Below are 17,114 nucleotides of genomic sequence, written 5' to 3'. Positions count from 1 at the left end.
TGCGCGGGCTGCTTGGTCGCAGCGGCCCGCGGTGCCGTGCGCCCATCATAGGAATGCGGATCGTGCCGTGTGATGACCCAGGGGTGCTGAATCGGAGCAAGGCTCCAGTTCATCGCGGCTTTCGCCCCGATTGGACCGGGCTTCGGCCACCCGAACTCACCCGGCGCGCAGCGCGCTCCCACCCGCGCGCCACAGCGACGACCGGTTCCAGCGACCCGGGTGAGGGGGCTTTTCGGCCGGGTGGGGGACTCCGGCGACGTCAGAGAGGCGCTTTCCGTGGGCCGGGCGGGATCTCGGGCGGGCCGCGGAGCGCGTTCCACGGCCCTCGCGGGTGGACGACGAGGTCGTCGCCCTCCGGGCTCGACGGGCTCGGCGGGGGTGCTCTGCTGTGCGTCAGAGCGAGCACACCACGCGGCTGACGGCGGTCGGACGATCCCGTGAGAATCGCCCGTACGTGCCCTTTGCCCGCCCACGTTGACGACCTCCGACGCCCCCCCGCCGGAACCCGACGACCACTGCTGGCGACCCCCTACAACCGCCGGCACCCGGCGACCCCCTACAACCGCCGGCACCCGGCGACCCCCTATAACCGCCGGCACCCGGCGACCATCGTCGAACACGCCGAACCCGACGAGCCCCGGTGGGCGCCGCCGTGGACCGGCGGGACGAGCGACCAGCGGCGATACCGGCGGGAACCAGAGGCGGCCGGCGGAAGCCGGGGGAACCGGCGCGGGCCGGCGGGAACCGGCGCGGGCCGGCGGAAATCCGACCGGCATCGACCGGCAGAACCCACGAACATGCGGCGCAGGCAACCGAAAGGCCGCCACCGTCCCGCCCTTCCCCGGAGGGGCGGGCGGAGCACGACGGCGGCCCGGTCGTCCGGCCCGGTCATGCCGCTCGGCCGCGCGGCCAGGTCGTGGCGCCGGGGGCTCCGGCTACTTGCCCTCCGGGGCCCTCGGCGGGCTGACCGTCGTACGGGGCGGGCGTCGCTGGGAGGAGGTCCGCACGATCAGCTCGGTCGGTATCACCTGCTCGACCGTTCCGTCCGTCTGCACGCCCTCGATCGCGTCGATGAGGAGCTGGACGACCGCGGTGCCGATGCGGCGCGGTTTCAGCGAGAGCGTCGTCACGGGCGGCTCGGTGTTGGCGTAGACCGTGGACTCGCTGCAGCAGACGATCAGCAGCTCCTCCGGCACCCGCAGCCCGTACCGGCGGGCGGCGGCCAGCAGGTCCGTTCCGTTGGGGTCGAACAGGCCGTAGACGGCGTCGGGGCGGTCGGGGCGCGCCAGGAGCCGGTCGGCGGCGACGGCGCCGGCGCACGGGTCGTGTGCGGGGTAGGCCTCGTAGACGGGTTCCTGGCCCACGCGCTCGCACCAGCGCAGATAGGCGCTGGTCGACAGGTGGGTGTACGTGTCGGTCGTGGTGCCGGTGAGCAGGCCGATGCGGCGGGCGCCGGCGTCGGCCAGATGGTCGAGGATGTCGAGGACGGCGGTCTCGTGGTCGTTGTCCACCCAGGCGGTGACCGGGAGCGTGCCGGCCGGGCGGCCGTCGGAGACGACCGGTAAGCCCTGCCGGACCAGCTCGCTGACCACCGGATCCTGGTCGGAGGGGTCGATGACGACCGTGCCGTCCAGGGCGACGTTCGACCACACGTCGTGGCGCGAGGTCGCCGGGAGGATGACGAGCGCGTAGCCGCGGGCGAGCGCTGCGGAGGTGGCGGCGCGCGCCATCTCCGCGAAGTACGCGAACTCGGTGAAGGTGAAAGGTTCATCCCCGTACGTGGTCACGGTCAGGCCGATGAGGCCCGACTTGCCGGTACGGAGGGTTCGGGCGGCCGCGGAGGGGCGGTAGCCCAGTCGGTCGGCGACCTCGCGGACATGGCGGCGGGTGGCGTCCGGGAGCCTGCCCTTGCCGTTGAGGGCGTCGGAGACGGTCGTGATGGAGACTCCGGCGGCGGCGGCCACGTCCCTGATGCCCGCCCGGCCCGGCCGGTTGCCTCGGCGTGAGGTTTCCGCGCGGCTCACCTGGTGCTTCCCTGCTGCTGTCATGGCGAGCCGATAGTAGGGCTCATTGGGTGGGGTAGGGCGGACGCATATGCACGCGTTGACAGGCACGTTTCTGCAAGGCTTATCGGGGTCAAGTGCCTTGGAAACAAAGCCGATTGTCGACTTCCATGCCAGGACGTGACCTGTCTACACGGATGAGCCTGCCAAGGCGCGGATGTTTCGAAGAGGTCTCAACTCACCTGCACGAGGGATGCGCGCCACGGAGTGAGCCACCGGCGCGTAGATATATGTGCAGCGCGCCCCCTGAGGAGTACGCCTTCGTGCGCCTTCGTCCTCAGAAGTCGTAGAGATCCCTCCGCTCCGGGCGTCGGTCTCCGACCGACAACCTGTACGCACCCGGGCCGAATCCTCATAAGGTGAGCAGTATTGAAGCCGGTGGTGGTCAAGAGGAGGACTGCGGTGAGCGAGACGAGCCCCAAGCTGCGCGCCGAGCTGGAAGGGGTCCCCACCTACAAGCCGGGCAGGCCGGCCATGGCCGGTGGCCCGGTGGCCTACAAGCTGTCCTCCAACGAGAACCCCTATCCGCCGCTGCCGGGCGTGATGGAGTCCGTGACGGCCGCTGCCGCCTCCTTCAACCGCTACCCGGACCTCGCCTGCTCGGGCCTGGTGAGCGAGCTCGCCGACCGTTTCGGGGTGCCGGCCTCGCACCTGGCCACGGGCACCGGCTCCGTCGGCGTCGCCCAACAACTGGTGCAGGCGACCGCGGGGCCCGGCGACGAGGTGATGTACGCCTGGCGGTCCTTCGAGGCGTACCCGATCATCACGCAGATCAGCGGCGCCACGGCGGTGCAGGTGCCGCTGACGGCGGGTGACGTGCACGATCTGGACGCGATGGCCGACGCGATCACCGACCGGACCCGGTTGATCTTCGTCTGCAACCCCAACAACCCCACCGGCACCGTCGTGCGGCGGGCCGAGCTGGAACGGTTCCTCGACCGCGTGCCGGGCGATGTGCTGGTCGTGCTCGACGAGGCCTACCGGGAGTTCATCCGCGACCCCGAGGTGCCCGACGGCGTCGAGCTGTACCGCAACCGGCCCAACGTGTGCGTCCTGCGGACCTTCTCCAAGGCGTACGGTCTCGCGGGGCTGCGCGTCGGCTTCGCCGTCGCCCACGAGCCGGTGGCCGAGGCGCTGCGCAAGACGGCGGTGCCGTTCGGGGTCAGCCAGCTGGCGCAGGAGGCGGCGATCGCCTCGCTGCGCGCCGAGGACGCGCTGCTGGGCCGGGTCGGCTCCCTGGTGTGCGAGCGGCTGCGCGTGGTCGAGGCGCTGCGCGCGCAGGGCTGGACGGTGCCCGAGACACAGGCCAACTTCGTCTGGCTGCGGCTGGGCGAGCACACGGTTCCCTTCGCGGGGGCGTGCGAGCAGGCCGGCGTCGTGGTGCGGCCGTTCCCGGGTGAAGGGGTGCGGGTGACGATCGGCGAGAACGAGGCGAACGACATCTTCCTGAAGGCGGCAGAAGGGTTCCGCAAGGACCTGTAGGCGCTGTTCTGCGGGTTTCTGCTGGTCAGGCCCGGTGTCCGTAAGTGTGGTCCAGGGGGTTCCCGCGGGTAAGGGGACCCCCTTTGCCATGTCGAAAATCCTTGCGGCATACTAGCTTGTGAATGTGAACGCTTTCACAAGCGTGATCCACGAGCGTGAGGTTAGGAGTGACGACGTGGACCTGGCTCTGGCGCCGGAGACACTGGCGCGCTGGCAGTTCGGCATCACCACCGTCTACCACTTCCTCTTCGTTCCCCTGACGATCTCCCTCGCGGCGCTCACCGCCGGGTTGCAGACCGCCTGGGTACGGACGGAGAACGAGAAGTACCTGAGGGCGACGAAGTTCTGGGGCAAGCTCTTCCTGATCAACATCGCGATGGGCGTCGTCACCGGCATCGTGCAGGAGTTCCAGTTCGGCATGAACTGGTCCGACTACTCGCGCTTCGTCGGCGACGTGTTCGGCGCCCCGCTGGCCTTCGAGGCCCTGATCGCCTTCTTCTTCGAGTCCACCTTCATCGGCCTGTGGATCTTCGGCTGGGACAAGCTGCCGAAGAAGATCCACCTGGCCTGCATGTGGATGGTCTCGATCGGCACGATCCTGTCGGCCTACTTCATCCTCGCGGCCAACTCGTGGATGCAGCACCCGGTCGGCTACCGGATCAACAAGGAGAAGGGCCGGGCCGAGCTCACCGACTTCTGGGCCGTGCTGACCCAGAACACCGCGCTCAGCCAGGTCTTCCACACGATGTCCGCGGCCTTCCTCACCGGCGGCGCCTTCATGGTCGGCATCGCCGCCTTCCACCTGTACCGCAAGAAGCACATCCCGGTGATGAAGACCTCGCTGCGGCTGGGCCTGGTCACCGTGGTCGTCGCCGGCCTGCTCACCGCCGTCAGCGGCGACGTGCTCGGCAAGGTCATGTTCAAGCAGCAGCCGATGAAGATGGCCGCGGCCGAGGCGCTGTGGGACGGCGAGGCGCCCGCGCCCTTCTCGGTCTTCGCCTACGGCGACGTCGAGGAAGGGCACAACAAGGTCGCCATCGAGATCCCGGGACTGCTGTCCTTCCTCGCGAACGACGACTTCAGCTCGTACGTCCCCGGCATCAACGACGTGAACAAGGCCGAGCAGGAGAAGTTCGGCCCCGGCGACTACCGGCCCAACATCCCGGTCGCCTACTGGGGCTTCCGCTGGATGATCGGCTTCGGCATGACGTCCTTCGCGATCGGCCTGGCCGGACTCTGGCTCACCCGCAAGAAGTTCCTGCTGCCACAGCACCTCAGGGTCGGTGAGGACGAGGTGCCGCACGTGGTGCTCTTCCGCACCAAGGCGCTGGGCCCGCAGCTCACCAGGCTCTACTGGCTCGCGGCGATCTGGACCCTGGGCTTCCCGCTGATCGCCAACTCCTGGGGCTGGATCTTCACCGAGATGGGCCGCCAGCCCTGGGTCGTCTACGGCGTGTTGCAGACCCGGGACGCGGTCTCCCCCGGCGTCTCCCAGGGCGAGGTGCTCACCTCGATGATCGTCTTCACGGCGCTGTACGCGGTGCTCGCCGTCGTGGAGGTCAAGCTGCTGGTCAAGTACGTGAAGGCCGGCCCGCCCGAACTCACCGAGGCCGACCTCAACCCGCCCACGAAGATCGGCGGCGACTCCCGTGACGCCGACAAGCCGATGGCCTTCTCCTACTAGGCCGAGGGAGCTGCACAGTCATGGAACTTCACGACGTCTGGTTCGTCCTCATCGCCGTCCTGTGGACCGGTTACTTCTTCCTTGAGGGCTTCGACTTCGGGGTCGGCATCCTCACCAGGCTGCTCGCCCGCGACCGGCCCGAGCGGCGCGTGCTCATCAACACCATCGGGCCGGTCTGGGACGGCAACGAGGTATGGCTGCTCACGGCGGGCGGCGCGACGTTCGCCGCCTTCCCCGAGTGGTACGCCACCCTCTTCTCGGGCTTCTACCTGCCCCTGCTGTTCATCCTGGTCTGCCTGATCGTGCGCGGTGTCGCCTTCGAGTACCGGGCCAAGCGGCCCGAGGAGAACTGGCAGCGCAACTGGGAGACCGCGATCTTCTGGACCTCGCTGCTCCCCGCGTTCCTGTGGGGCGTCGCCTTCGGCAACATCGTGCGGGGCGTGAAGATCGACCGGAACTTCGACTACGTGGGCGACGTCTGGGATCTGCTGAACCCGTACGCACTGCTCGGCGGCCTGGTGACGCTGACCCTGTTCACCTTCCACGGCGCGGTGTTCACGGCGCTCAAGACCGTCGGCGACATCCGGGAGAGGGCGCGGAAACTGGCGCTGAAGGTGGGCGTCGTGACCGCTGTCCTCGCACTGGTCTTCCTGCTGTGGACGCAGATCGACAGCGGCGACGCCAAGAGCCTGGTCGCGGCTGTCGTGGCGGTGGCCGCACTGGTCGCGGCGCTCGTGGCGAACCAGGCGGGGCGTGAGGGATGGTCGTTCGCCTTCTCCGGAGTCACCATCGTGGCCGCCGTGGCGATGCTCTTCCTGACGCTCTTTCCGAACGTCATGCCGTCCACGCTGAACGCGGACTGGAGCCTGACCGTCACCAACGCCTCGTCGAGCCCGTACACCTTGAAGATCATGACCTGGTGCGCGGGGATCGCCACCCCCCTGGTGCTGCTCTACCAGGGGTGGACCTACTGGGTGTTCCGCAAGCGGATCGGCACGCAGCACATCGCCGAGTCCGTGCACTGAGTCCCTGCTGAGGGGTGTTTCACGGGAAACACCCCTCGTGAGGCGAGAGAGCGTGTTTCACGTGAAACACGCTCGGCGAGAAGAGGGTGTTTCACGTGAAACCGATCGACCCGCGTCTGCTGCGGTACGCCGGCGCCACGCGCGTCTTCCTGGCGGCCGTCGTCGGTCTGGGCGCTGTCGGGGCCGCGCTGGTCATCGCTCAGGCCATGCTCATCGCCGAGATGGTGGTCGGCGCGTTCCAGCACGGTATGTCGGTCAGCGAACTGCGCACCCCGGTGCTGTTGCTGGCGGCCGTCGCGGGCGGCCGTGCCCTGGTGGCCTGGTGCACCGAACTCGCCGCGCATCGCGCGAGCGCGGCCGTGAAGTCGGAGCTGCGGGGACGGCTGCTGGAGCGGGCCGCGGCCCTGGGGCCCGGCTGGCTCAGCGGACAGCGCACCGGTTCGCTGGTGGCCCTCGCCACCCGGGGCGTGGACGCTCTCGACGACTACTTCTCTCGCTATCTGCCCCAGCTCGGTCTGGCCGTGGTCGTGCCGGTGGCGGTGCTCGCGCGGATCGTGACCGAGGACTGGGTGTCCGCCGCGATCATCGTCGGCACGCTGCCGCTGATCCCGGTCTTCATGATGTTGATCGGCTGGGCCACCCAGGCGCGGATGGACCGCCAGTGGCGGCTGCTGTCCCGCCTGTCCGGGCACTTCCTGGACGTCGTCGCGGGGCTGCCCACGCTGAAGGTGTTCGGGCGGGCCAAGGCGCAGGCCGAGTCCATTCGTCGCATCACCGGCGAATACCGTCAGGCGACCATGAGGACGCTGCGCATCGCGTTCATCTCGTCGTTCGCGCTGGAGCTGCTGTCGACGCTCTCGGTGGCCCTCGTCGCCGTGACGATCGGCATGCGACTCGTCCACGGCGAGATGGATCTGTACGTCGGGCTGGTGATCCTCGTGCTGGCCCCCGAGGCCTACCTCCCGCTCCGGCAGGTCGGCGCGCAGTACCACGCGGCGGCCGAGGGGCTGGCGGCGGCGGAGGAGATCTTCGAGGTACTGGAGACCCCGGCGCCCACGCCGGGGACGGTCGCGGTGACCGAGGGCGGGGTGGCCTTCGAGGGGGTGACCGTCCGCTACCCGGGACGTTCCGGTGATGCCGTCTCGGACGTGAGCTTCACCGTCGAGCCCGGTGAGACGGTCGCGCTGGTCGGCCCGAGCGGCGCGGGCAAGTCGACGTTGCTGCACGCCCTGTTGGGCTTCGTGGAGCCGGCCGAGGGGCGGGTGCTGGCCGGGGGAGTCGACCTGGCGGTGGCCGACCTGGAGCAGTGGCGGTCGCGGATCGCCTGGGTGCCGCAGCGCCCGCACCTGTTCGCGGGGACGATCGCCGAGAACGTCCGGCTGGCGCGTCCGGAGGCCGACGACGCGGCCCTGCGCGGAGCGCTGGCGGACGCGGGCGCGCTGGAGTTCGTCGACGCGCTGCCCGACGGGGCCGACACCGTGCTCGGTGAGGACGGGGCCGGACTGTCGGCCGGCCAGCGGCAGCGCCTGGCGCTGGCCCGCGCCTTCCTCGCGGACCGCCCCGTCCTGCTGTTGGACGAGCCGACAGCCGCACTCGACGGGAGGACCGAGGCAGAGGTCGTGGCGGCCGTGCGGCGGCTCGCGGCCGGGCGCACGGTGCTGCTCGTCGTGCACCGGCCCGCGCTGCTGGCAGTGGCGGACCGGGTGGTGCGGCTGGCCGGGACCGAGTCGCGCGAGTCCGTGCCGGCCGCCCCCAAGGACGCCCCGGTCCTTCCGGTACGGACGACGGCGGCGGCGGTGGCGGCGGCGGCGCCCGCCGCACGGGACGGCGAGACCGCGGCCGCAGCATCCGGGGGCGGCGTCCTCGCCCGGGTCCGCGCCATGGCGGGCGCCCGACGGGGCCGGCTCGGCCTCGCGCTGCTGCTGGGCAGTCTGGCTCTCGGCAGCGCCGTGGGCCTCATGGCCACCTCGGGGTGGCTGATCTCGCGCGCCGCACAGCAGCCGCCGGTCCTGTATCTGATGGTGGCCGTGACGGCGACCCGTGCCTTCGGCATCGGGCGGGCCGTGTTCCGGTACGCGGAACGCCTCGTCTCCCACGACGCCGTGCTGCGGATGCTGGCCGACACCAGGGTCGCCGTCTACCGGCGGCTGGAGCGGCTGGCGCCCGCCGGACTGCGCAGGACCCGTCGGGGCGATCTGCTGACCCGGCTCGTCGCCGACGTGGACGCCCTTCAGGACTACTGGCTGCGCTGGCTGCTGCCCGCCGGCTCGGCCGTCGTCGTCTCGGCCGGATCGGTCGCCTTCACCGCGTGGCTGCTGCCCGAGGCCGGGGCCGTGCTCGCCCTCGGCCTGCTGACGGCAGGGGTGGGCGTCCCGCTGGTCACCGGCGCCGTGGCGCGCCGGGCCGAGCGCAGGCTCGCTCCCGCTCGGGGCGTGCTCGCCACCCGCACGGCGGACCTGCTCACCGGCACCGCCGAGCTGACCGTCGCGGGCGCCCTGCCCGCCCGTACGGCCGGGGTGCGCGCGGCCGACGGCGTGCTCACCCGGATCGCCTCGCGTGCGGCGACCGCCACCGCGCTCGGTGACGGACTGACCGCCCTCGTCTCCGGCCTGACGGTCATGGCGGCGGCCCTCGTGGGCGCCCGGGCGGTGGGCGACGGCCGACTCGACGGTGTGATCATGGCGGTGGTCGTGCTGACCCCGCTGGCCGCCTTCGAGGCCGTCCTGGGCCTTTCGCCGGCCGTGCAGTACCGCCAGCGGGTGCGCAGGAGCGCGGAGCGGGTCTTCGAGGTGCTGGACTCCCCCGAGCCGGTGCGGGAGCCGGAGCGGCCCCGTCAGGCGCCCGCGTCGCCCTTCCCGCTCGTCGTCGAGGACCTGTCCGCCCGGTACGCCGGGCAGGACCGCGACGCGCTCACCGGCGTGGGCCTGACCCTGACCCCGGGCCGCAGGGTCGCGCTCGTGGGGCCCTCCGGGTCCGGCAAGACCACCCTCGCGCAGGTGCTGCTGCGGTTCCTGGACGCGGACGCGGGCTCGTACACGCTGGCCGGGGTGGACGCGCGGTCCCTGGACGGCGACGACGTGCGCGCGCTCGTCGGGCTGTGCGCCCAGGACGCGCACCTCTTCGACAGCTCGGTGCGCGAGAACCTGCTGCTCGCGCGGAAGGGGGCGAGCGAGGAGGACCTGCGGGACGCGCTGGCGCGAGCACGGCTGCTGGAGTGGGCCGACGGGCTGCCGGACGGTCTGGACACGCTCGTCGGCGAGCACGGGGCGAGGCTCTCCGGCGGGCAGCGACAGCGGCTCGCGCTCGCCCGCGCCCTGCTCGCCGACTTCCCCGTCCTGGTGCTCGACGAGCCGGCCGAACATCTGGACCTGCCGACCGCCGACGCGCTGACCCGGGACCTGCTGGCCGCGACCGAGGGCCGGACGACGCTGCTGATCACCCACCGGCTGGCCGGACTCGACGCCGTCGACGAGGTGATCGTCCTGGACGCGGGCAGGGTGGTGCAGCGCGGGTCGTACCAGGAGCTGACGCTCGTGGAGGGCCCGTTGCGGAGGATGGCCGAGCGGGAGGAGGCCGCGGAGCTGATCACCGGCGCGGGGCCGGGTCACGACCCGCGGCGCGGGCGTCGAGTCGTGAGCGCTACGCCCGCTCGGTGAGCAGCTGCTCGATGACGAGGGCGACCCCGTCCTCGTTGTTGGCGGCGGTCCGGCCGGAGGCCGCCGCCAGGACGTCCGGATGGGCGTTGCCCATCGCGTACGACCGGCCCGCCCAGGTGAGCATCTCGACGTCGTTGGGCATGTCCCCGAACGCGACGACCTCCTCGTGGGAGATGCCTCGCTCCGCGCAGCACAGGGCGAGTGTGCTGGCCTTGGAGACGTCGGGGCCGCTGATCTCCAGCAGGGCGCTGGGGCTGGAGCGGGTGACGGTGGCCCGGTCGCCGATGGCCAGCCGGGCCAGGGTGAGGAAGGCGTCGGGGTCGAGCGTGGGATGGAACGCCAGGATCTTCAGCACCGGCTCGCCGGCCCCCGGGGCGTCCGGCGCCAGCAGCTGCTCGGCCGGCGCGAGGTGGTCGGGGATCTCCATGTGCATCTTCGGGTACTCCGGCTCCTGGTAGAAGCCGTAGGTCTGCTCGACGGCGTACATGGTGCCGGGCGCGGCCTCCCGCAGCAGCCGGACGGCGTCCAGCGCGTTGTCGCGCGCCAGCTCGCGCACCTTGACGAACCGGTGTGCGCCCGGACCGCCGTGCAGGTCGACCACGGCGGCGCCGTTGCCGCAGATCGCCAGTCCGTGTCCGTGAACGTGGTCGCTGACGACGTCCATCCAGCGGGCCGGGCGGCCGGTGACGAAGAAGACCTCGATGCCCGCCTTCTCGGCGGCGGCGAGTGCGGCGACCGTGCGGTCGGACACCGACTTGTCGTCGCGCAGCAGGGTGCCGTCGAGATCGGTGGCGATCAGCCGCGGCGGGAGGGCTGCGGCCGGGGTCACGGGCTGTCGAGTCGCTGAGGTCACCGGGTCATTCTCGCGCATCGGCCCGTACGGCCGTGCGAGAGCCCGCCCACAGCGGGCCGGGGGCGGGGCACGGCGGGTCCGGACGCCGGGCTCAGCGCAGCTGGGCCGGGGCCTCCATGGCGATCCGCTCGAAGACCTTCTCGTCGGCGGCGAAATCGGAGTCCGGGATGGGCCAGTGGACCACGAGCTCCGTGAAGCCGAGCTCCTGGTGCCGGCCCGCGAAGTCGACGAAGGCGTCCAGGGACTCCAGAGGCCGGGCACGGTCCGGGGTGAACCCGGTGAGGAGGATCTTGTCCAGCTCCGTCACGTCCCGGCCGCGGGCGGCGCAGGCGTCGGCGAGCTTCTCGGTCTGGTCGCGCAGGGCCCGCACCGACTGCTCGGGGGTGCCGTTCTCGTACAGCTTGGGGTCACCGGTGGTCACCCAGGCCTGTCCGTACCGGGCGGCGAGACGCAGGCCGCGCGGTCCGGTCGCGGCGATCGCGAAGGGGAGCCGGGGGCGCTGGAGGCAGCCGGGGATGTTGCGTGTCTCGTGCGCCGAGTAGTGGTCGCCCTCGTAGGACACGGAGTCCTCGGTGAGGAGCCGGTCGAGCAGGGGCACGAACTCGCCGAGCCGGTCGGCCCGCTCGCGCGGGGTCCACGGTTCCTGGCCGAGGGCGGTGGCGTCGAAACCGGTGCCGCCGGCGCCGATGCCCAGGGTCACCCGGCCGCCCGAGATGTCGTCGAGGGAGATCAGCTCCTTGGCGAGGGTCACCGGGTGCCGGAAGTTCGGCGAGGTCACCAGCGTGCCCAGGCGCAGTCGCTCGGTGGCGCCCGCGGCGGCGGTCAGCGTGGGGATGGCGCCGAACCAGGGGCCGTCCCGAAAGCTTCGCCAGGACAGGTGGTCGTAGGTGTACGCGGTGTGGAAGCCGAGCTGCTCGGCCCGCGTCCATGCGGAACGACCCCCCTCGTGCCAGCGGCGGTAGGGGAGGATCACGGTGCTCAGACGCAGACTCATGTCGTCGAGCGTATGCGGACGGCCGGTTTCACGTGAAACGGTCACCGGGCGCGTCGGGCCAGCCACGGACTGAGCCCGACCAGGATGTACTCCTTGTGCACCCGGTCGCGCGGCAGCGGCACCATCAGGAAATGGCCGGGCGGAAAGCGGCGCGCCTTCACCCAGGCGTGGCCGTCGTAGAGGGAGCGCAGGAAGTCGGGAACGTCGTCGCGGTCGACGTCCGGGCACTCGACGCCCTCGACGGTGATCAGGGCGTCGTCGTCGGGATAGAGCCGCACGCTCACGCTGGGGCGCCCACCGAGCTCGACATGGGCCTCGTGCGGCAGCGATCCGTCCGGGTCGGCGGTGACGCCCACGCCGGCGGAGGTGCGCCGGGAGGTCTGGTCGGCCCCGATGTCGTGGGTCACCTCGATCTCGCGCGCGTACGTGGCGGCGATGGCGCGCAGGGCGGTGACGGCCGCCTCGGTGGAGGGAAGGTGAGTCATGTCCGTGATCATCCCGAACGCGGGCCCGGCCCGTCGATGCGGGCCGGTGTCTCAGCGTGGCCCGGGGAAGCGCAGGTACCGCGGGGGCACGGACTTCGTCAGCCACACGCCGTTGGCGCTCACGTGGAAGACGTGGCCGTCGCGGTGCATGGCTCCCGCGTCGACGGAGAGCACCACGGGGCGGCCTCGGCGGGCGCCGACACGGGTCGCGGTCTCCCGGTCGGCGGACAGATGTACGTCGTGGCGGTTCATGGGGCGCAGTCCCTCGGCCCGGATCGCGTCCAGCAGGCGGCCCACGGTTCCGTGGTAGAGGTACGGCGGCGGGGTCGCCGGGGGCAGTCCGAGGTCGACCTCGACGCTGTGGCCCTGGCTGGCGCGGATCCGGGTGCCGTCGATGGCGAAGCGCTTCTTGTCGTTGGCGGCGACGACGTGGTCCAGCTCGGCGCGGGTGATGCGGAAACCGTGGGCGGCGCACGCCGCGATCAGCTCGTCGATCTCGACCCAGCCGGCCTCGTCCAGAGTGAGGCCGATGCGTTCGGGCTGGTGGCGGAGGTGTTTCGAGAGGTACTTCGACACCTTCACGGTGCGTCTCTCGTCCTGGTCGTTCTCGTTCATCCACTCAGCATGGCGGGAGAGACGCGGATCACGCATTTTGTTTTGCGGCCGAGGTTTGATCCACAAGCAACTACGGTTATCCACAGGTTAGTTGGCGATTCTGTGGACAACCGACCGGTCCGTCAGCCGTGTTCGTCAACAGGGTTCGCGTCGCGACCGCTTGAGGCCAGGTCGTCCAATCGCCTGGCACGCACCTCGCGTTCGGCCGCCAGGGACAGGAACGTGGCAGCGTTCTCCGGCCCGATCAGGCTTTCCACAGCCCGCATTGTCGCTTCCGGGACCGCCACGGAACGCGTTCTGGCCGGGATGGCCGCCGGTTCCTCGGAGCCGAGGTGCCGGCGCAGGTGGAGCGTGGCGAACAAGCGCATGGCCCGCGCCAGTTCGGCGTCGACGGTCTGCCGGGCGAGGGGGCGCAGCCGTCGAACGAGCGAGGCCGCTTCGGCCGCGTCGGCGTCGGTGGGACGCTGCTCGCCGTCGAGGTAGCGGGCGAAGACGTGCTCAGTGGTGAACTCCAGGAAACGGGAGGCGATGTGCTCGACCTGCGTCCTCAACTCCCGCAGGTGCGCGGTGATCGCGTCGAGGGGAACGCCCGCCGCGTGCAACTCCACCGCCACCGACAGCTCTTGGGGGCTGGGCACGAGGAAGGCGTCGTCGTCGCCGGGGACGGGCTCCAGTACGCCGAGAGCCACCGCGTCGGCGATCGCGGCGCCGTCGGGGACGCCCCCGAAGCGGGCGGTCAGTTCGGCTCGGGAGACCCGCGCGGGCTCCTCGTCCGTCCACGGGCCGTCCACCTCCGCGACCAGGCCCAGCACGCCGCCCAGCCCGCGGCCGGTGTCATGGGCGTCGAGTAGCTCCTTGATGGAGGCGAGCGTGTAGCCGCGGTCGAGGAGGTCGGCGATCTGGTGGAGCCGGGCGAGATGGGCGTCCGCGTAGTGGTTGGCCCGCCCCTTGCGCTCCGGGCGGGGCAGGAGGCCGCGGTCCTGGTAGGCGCGGATGGTGCGGACGGTCGCGCCCGAAAGGTGCGCGAGGGTCTCGATGCGGTACGGCGGCCCGGACCCCGCAGGCGCGGTCAACTCGCCCTCACCAAGGCCGCCTTCGTCCCGCCCGCACCGCAGCTCGCGCCTCCGCGCGCCCCCGTGAGCACGCCCGCACCCGAGCCCGCGCCCACCACGGAGCCCGCGTCCGCGCCCCGACGGCAGCCCGCGCTCACGGCGGAGGCCGCGTCGGGGCCGACCGTGCGCGCAGGGCCCGTTCGGCCGCCGCTCACAGCGGCGGTCCCACCCGCGCCAGCGCCCTCAACGCCCTCGGCAGGAACCGGGACAGGGCGTAGGAGACCTTCGCCTCCGGGGTGACCCGGACCATCGCCTCGTCACGCAGGACGGCCCGCAGGATCGCGTCCGCGACCTTCTCCGGCGGGTAGTTGCGCAGCCGGTACGCGCGCGTGGAGCGCTTCTGGCGGCGTCGTTCCTCCTCGGCGTCCACGCCCACGAACGTGGCCGTGCCGGTGATGTTCGTGTTGACCAGGCCCGGGCAGACCGCCGAGACGCCGATGCCCCGGCCGGCCAGCTCCGCGCGCAGGCACTCGCTCAGCATCAGGACGGCCGCCTTGGAGGTGCTGTAGGCGGGCAGCGCCTTGGAGGGCTGATAGGCCGCCGCCGACGCCGTGTTGACGATGTGGCCGCCCTGCCCCCGCTCGGCCATCCGCCGGCCGAACAGACGGCAACCGTGGATCACCCCCCACAGGTTGACGTCCAGGACCTTGCGCCAGTCGTCGGACGTCGTGTCGAAGAAGGAGCCCGACATGCCGATGCCCGCGTTGTTCACCAGCACGTCCAGTACGCCGTGTTCGGCGTGGACCCTCGCGGCGAGCTTCTCCATCGCCTGCTCGTCGGAGACGTCGACCGTCTCGGCCCAGGCCCCGGGCGCGCCGATCAGCAGGGACAGCTCGGCCGTTCGCGCGGCGGCCTCCCCGTCACGGTCGACGGCGATCACGCGCGCGCCTGCCTCGGCGAACGCGAACGCCGTGGCCCGCCCGATGCCGCTGCCCGCGCCGGTGACCAGCACCAGCCGGCCGCCGAAGCGCTCGGCGTACCGGCCGGCGGCGGTCGTGCGCACCGGCCCGCCGCCCGCCTGCCGACCCCGTCCGCCCGCCTCCCGGCCCTGTCCTGCCGCCTCCCGGCCGTGTCCGTCCGCCTCGCCCGCCCGCTCCCGCTCCACCGAGGCGACGAAGTCGTCGATCCAGGAGGCGACCTGGTCGGGCCTGGTGCGCGGGATCCAGTGCCCGGCCGCGAGGGTGCGCCGGGTCAGCCGCGGCACCCACTCCTCCAGTTCGTCGTACAGCCGCTCCGAGAGGAACCGGTCCGCCAGGGGCGTGATCAGCTGCACGGGCGCGTGCGCGTGCGCGTCGGGTCGCGGACGACGCAGCCGGCCGCGCACGTTGTCCCGGTACAGCCACGCTCCGTGGGCGGCGTCCGACGGCAGTGAGGGCGTCGGGTACCCGTCCGTGGAGACCTTCTCGATCCGCCGCAGAATGCCCGGCCAGCGCTTGCCGAGCGGGCCCCGCCAGGCGAGTTCGGGCAGCGCGGGGGTGTGCAGCAGGTACACGTACCAGGACTTCGCGCCCTGGCCGAGGAGCTGGCCGACCCGGCGCGGAGTCGGCCGCTTCAGCCGCCTGTCGATCCAGTGCCCGAAGTGGTCGAGGGACGGGCCGGACATGGACGTGAAGGACGCGATCCTCCCCTCGGTGCGCCGCACGGTCACGAACTCCCACGCCTGCACCGAGCCCCAGTCGTGCCCGACCAGGTGCACCGGCCGGTCAGGGCTGACCGCGTCCGCCACGGCCAGGAAGTCGTCCGTGAGCTTCTCCAGGGTGAAACCGCCGCGCAGCGGCTTCGGGACGCCGGACCGGCCGTGGCCCCGGACGTCGTACAGCACCACGTGCAGCCCGAAGCGGTCCGCCAGCCGCGTCGCGACCTCGGTCCACACCTCCTTGCTGTCCGGGTAGCCGTGCACCAGGACGACCGTCGGCCGGCCCGGATCGCCCAGTTCGGCCACGCACAGGTCGATCCCACCGGTCCGCACCCGGCGCTCTCGCGCGCCCTGCGGCAGTGTCACGGGCCCTCCCCCTCGTCCTTCGGCATCGTCTCCGCCTTTCCCTGCGCCCAACGCCGCACGTGCGGCAGGTCGTCGTCCAGCCAGAAGGCGCGCTCGCGCGGATCGGCCGAGTCGGTGACCACGAGGATCTCCTCGAACTTCGCACCCGTGCCACGGAACCCGAGATGCGGTTCGACCGCCCACAGGCCCGGCTGCGGCGGGTGGTCGGAGAAGCGGTACGGCGACCAGAGGGGCGACCAGCCCTCGCGGTGGCCGTGCAGCGCGTCGGAGACCAGCCCCTTGAGCGACTGCGTGCCGAACCCGAACACCCGGGGTGCGAAACGGCGTTCCCGCACCCGGTCCACCTTGTGCGCGATCACGCCGAACGGATAGGCGCGGTGCCGGTTCGTGTAGCCCTGGCGGGCCATGAGGCGGTCGACGTCGGCGTAGATCTCGCGCAGCGAGCGCCCTTCGCGCACCTCGCGCAGGATCAGCTCCCGGTGCGCCTCCAGATCGGCCAGCAGTCTCTCCTGCACCGGGTTCGGGCCCAGGGCTCCCGAGTGGCCGACGTCCGCGGTGTACCCGTCCAGCACCGGCGCCAGGTCGAGGATGAACGGCATCCCCTGCTCCAGGCGGCGGTCCGTCGGGAAGAACTGCAGCGGGATCCGGAAGCCGGTGAACGCCGTGCGGTCGCCGAACCAGGCGAACGGCAGATGGAACCAGTCGCGCACGCCCCGCTCGCCGCACCACTCGCGCAGCATCCGCGCCGCCTCGCGTTCCGTCACGCCCGGGCGCAGCTCTGCGGCGACGGCCTGCGCGCACGCGTAGGCCAGCCGCTGCACCCGCCGGAACCCCTGAAGTCGGTCGGGGAGTTCACGGGCTGTGGCTGTGGCTGTGGCTGTGGCTGTGGCTGTGGCTGTGGCCGTGGCAGCGGCGGAAGCCGTGGCCGTGGCCGTGGAAGTCGCGGGCGTGGGTGTCGTCGGTTGCGCCGGTGTCGCCGTCATGCCGCCCCGTCCCGCCGGTCCCGTGGGCCTCGCGGGCCCGTCGACTGCGCTACGCGTCCGTAACCTGACATCACCGAATGTGACAGTTGTTAGAGGCTGCGTCAATAGCCGGAACCCGGCCCGTGGAGAGACCTCCGCCGCCCCCCTGTCCCCCCGGTCC

At 71.9% G+C, this 17,114-nt stretch carries 12 protein-coding genes; 4 read left to right on the top strand and 8 right to left on the bottom strand.

Translation table 11 applies throughout. The features are described from left to right. Window positions 1-935 precede the first annotated feature (935 nt). The gene (locus KMS84_RS09785) at window positions 936-2,048 is read right to left on the bottom strand and encodes a LacI family DNA-binding transcriptional regulator (RefSeq protein WP_256915714.1); all 1,113 of its coding nucleotides are present in this window, start codon (window positions 2,046-2,048) and stop codon (window positions 936-938) included. Between the two features lie 417 nt (window positions 2,049-2,465). Here KMS84_RS09785 and hisC point away from each other — a divergent pair, with 417 nt between their 5' ends. The 4 genes from hisC to cydD all read left to right on the top strand — a co-directional run bounded on the left by hisC (window position 2,466) and on the right by cydD (window position 9,910). Beyond that, complete coding sequence (hisC, locus tag KMS84_RS09780; protein ID WP_256915713.1) at window positions 2,466-3,545, top strand: histidinol-phosphate transaminase; 1,080 nt, start codon at window positions 2,466-2,468, stop codon at window positions 3,543-3,545. 175 nt (window positions 3,546-3,720) lie between these two features. Beyond that, a complete protein-coding gene (locus KMS84_RS09775; protein ID WP_256915770.1) occupies window positions 3,721-5,229 on the top strand; it encodes a cytochrome ubiquinol oxidase subunit I in 1,509 nt (502 codons plus the stop codon). A 20-nt stretch (window positions 5,230-5,249) separates the two neighbouring features. Continuing rightward, window positions 5,250-6,254 carry a cytochrome d ubiquinol oxidase subunit II gene (gene cydB / locus KMS84_RS09770; protein WP_256915712.1) on the top strand — a complete coding sequence of 335 codons (1,005 nt, stop codon included), beginning with the start codon at window positions 5,250-5,252 and terminating at the stop codon, window positions 6,252-6,254. A 95-nt stretch (window positions 6,255-6,349) separates the two neighbouring features. After that, window positions 6,350-9,910 (top strand): thiol reductant ABC exporter subunit CydD, encoded by a 3,561-nt coding sequence (gene cydD / locus KMS84_RS09765; RefSeq protein ID WP_256915711.1) that lies wholly within the window; start codon window positions 6,350-6,352, stop codon window positions 9,908-9,910. Here cydD and KMS84_RS09760 read toward each other — a convergent pair. From KMS84_RS09760 to KMS84_RS09730, 7 genes are all read right to left on the bottom strand, one after another. Further along, complete coding sequence (locus KMS84_RS09760; protein WP_256915710.1) at window positions 9,894-10,781, bottom strand: Cof-type HAD-IIB family hydrolase; 888 nt, start codon at window positions 10,779-10,781, stop codon at window positions 9,894-9,896. The genes cydD and KMS84_RS09760 overlap by 17 nt on opposite strands. Window positions 10,782-10,854: 73 nt before the next feature. Continuing rightward, window positions 10,855-11,757, bottom strand: a complete 903-nt coding sequence (locus tag KMS84_RS09755; RefSeq protein WP_256915709.1) for an LLM class flavin-dependent oxidoreductase — start codon at window positions 11,755-11,757, stop codon at window positions 10,855-10,857. Between the two features lie 41 nt (window positions 11,758-11,798). Then, the gene (locus tag KMS84_RS09750) at window positions 11,799-12,242 is read right to left on the bottom strand and encodes a hypothetical protein (protein ID WP_256915708.1); all 444 of its coding nucleotides are present in this window, start codon (window positions 12,240-12,242) and stop codon (window positions 11,799-11,801) included. A gap of 51 nt (window positions 12,243-12,293) precedes the next feature. Next, on the bottom strand, window positions 12,294-12,857 hold the full coding sequence (locus tag KMS84_RS09745; RefSeq protein WP_256915707.1) for an RNA 2'-phosphotransferase: 564 nt from the start codon (window positions 12,855-12,857) through the stop codon (window positions 12,294-12,296). Window positions 12,858-12,979: 122 nt separating this feature from the next. Next, the gene (locus KMS84_RS09740; protein ID WP_256915706.1) at window positions 12,980-13,930 is read right to left on the bottom strand and encodes a MerR family transcriptional regulator; all 951 of its coding nucleotides are present in this window, start codon (window positions 13,928-13,930) and stop codon (window positions 12,980-12,982) included. Between the two features lie 190 nt (window positions 13,931-14,120). Then, window positions 14,121-15,971: an SDR family oxidoreductase gene (locus KMS84_RS09735; RefSeq protein ID WP_256915705.1), complete on the bottom strand. Its 1,851-nt coding sequence runs from the start codon at window positions 15,969-15,971 to the stop codon at window positions 14,121-14,123. Then, a complete protein-coding gene (locus tag KMS84_RS09730; RefSeq protein WP_256915704.1) occupies window positions 15,968-16,792 on the bottom strand; it encodes a M24 family metallopeptidase in 825 nt (274 codons plus the stop codon). The genes KMS84_RS09735 and KMS84_RS09730 overlap by 4 nt, the downstream gene beginning before the upstream one ends. Window positions 16,793-17,114: the final 322 nt, after the last annotated feature.

Origin of the sequence: Streptomyces hilarionis, from assembly GCF_024539675.1 — a bacterium.
Classification (GTDB): Bacteria; Actinomycetota; Actinomycetes; order Streptomycetales; family Streptomycetaceae; genus Streptomyces; species Streptomyces hilarionis.
This window is presented reverse-complemented; position numbering and strand designations above follow the sequence as displayed.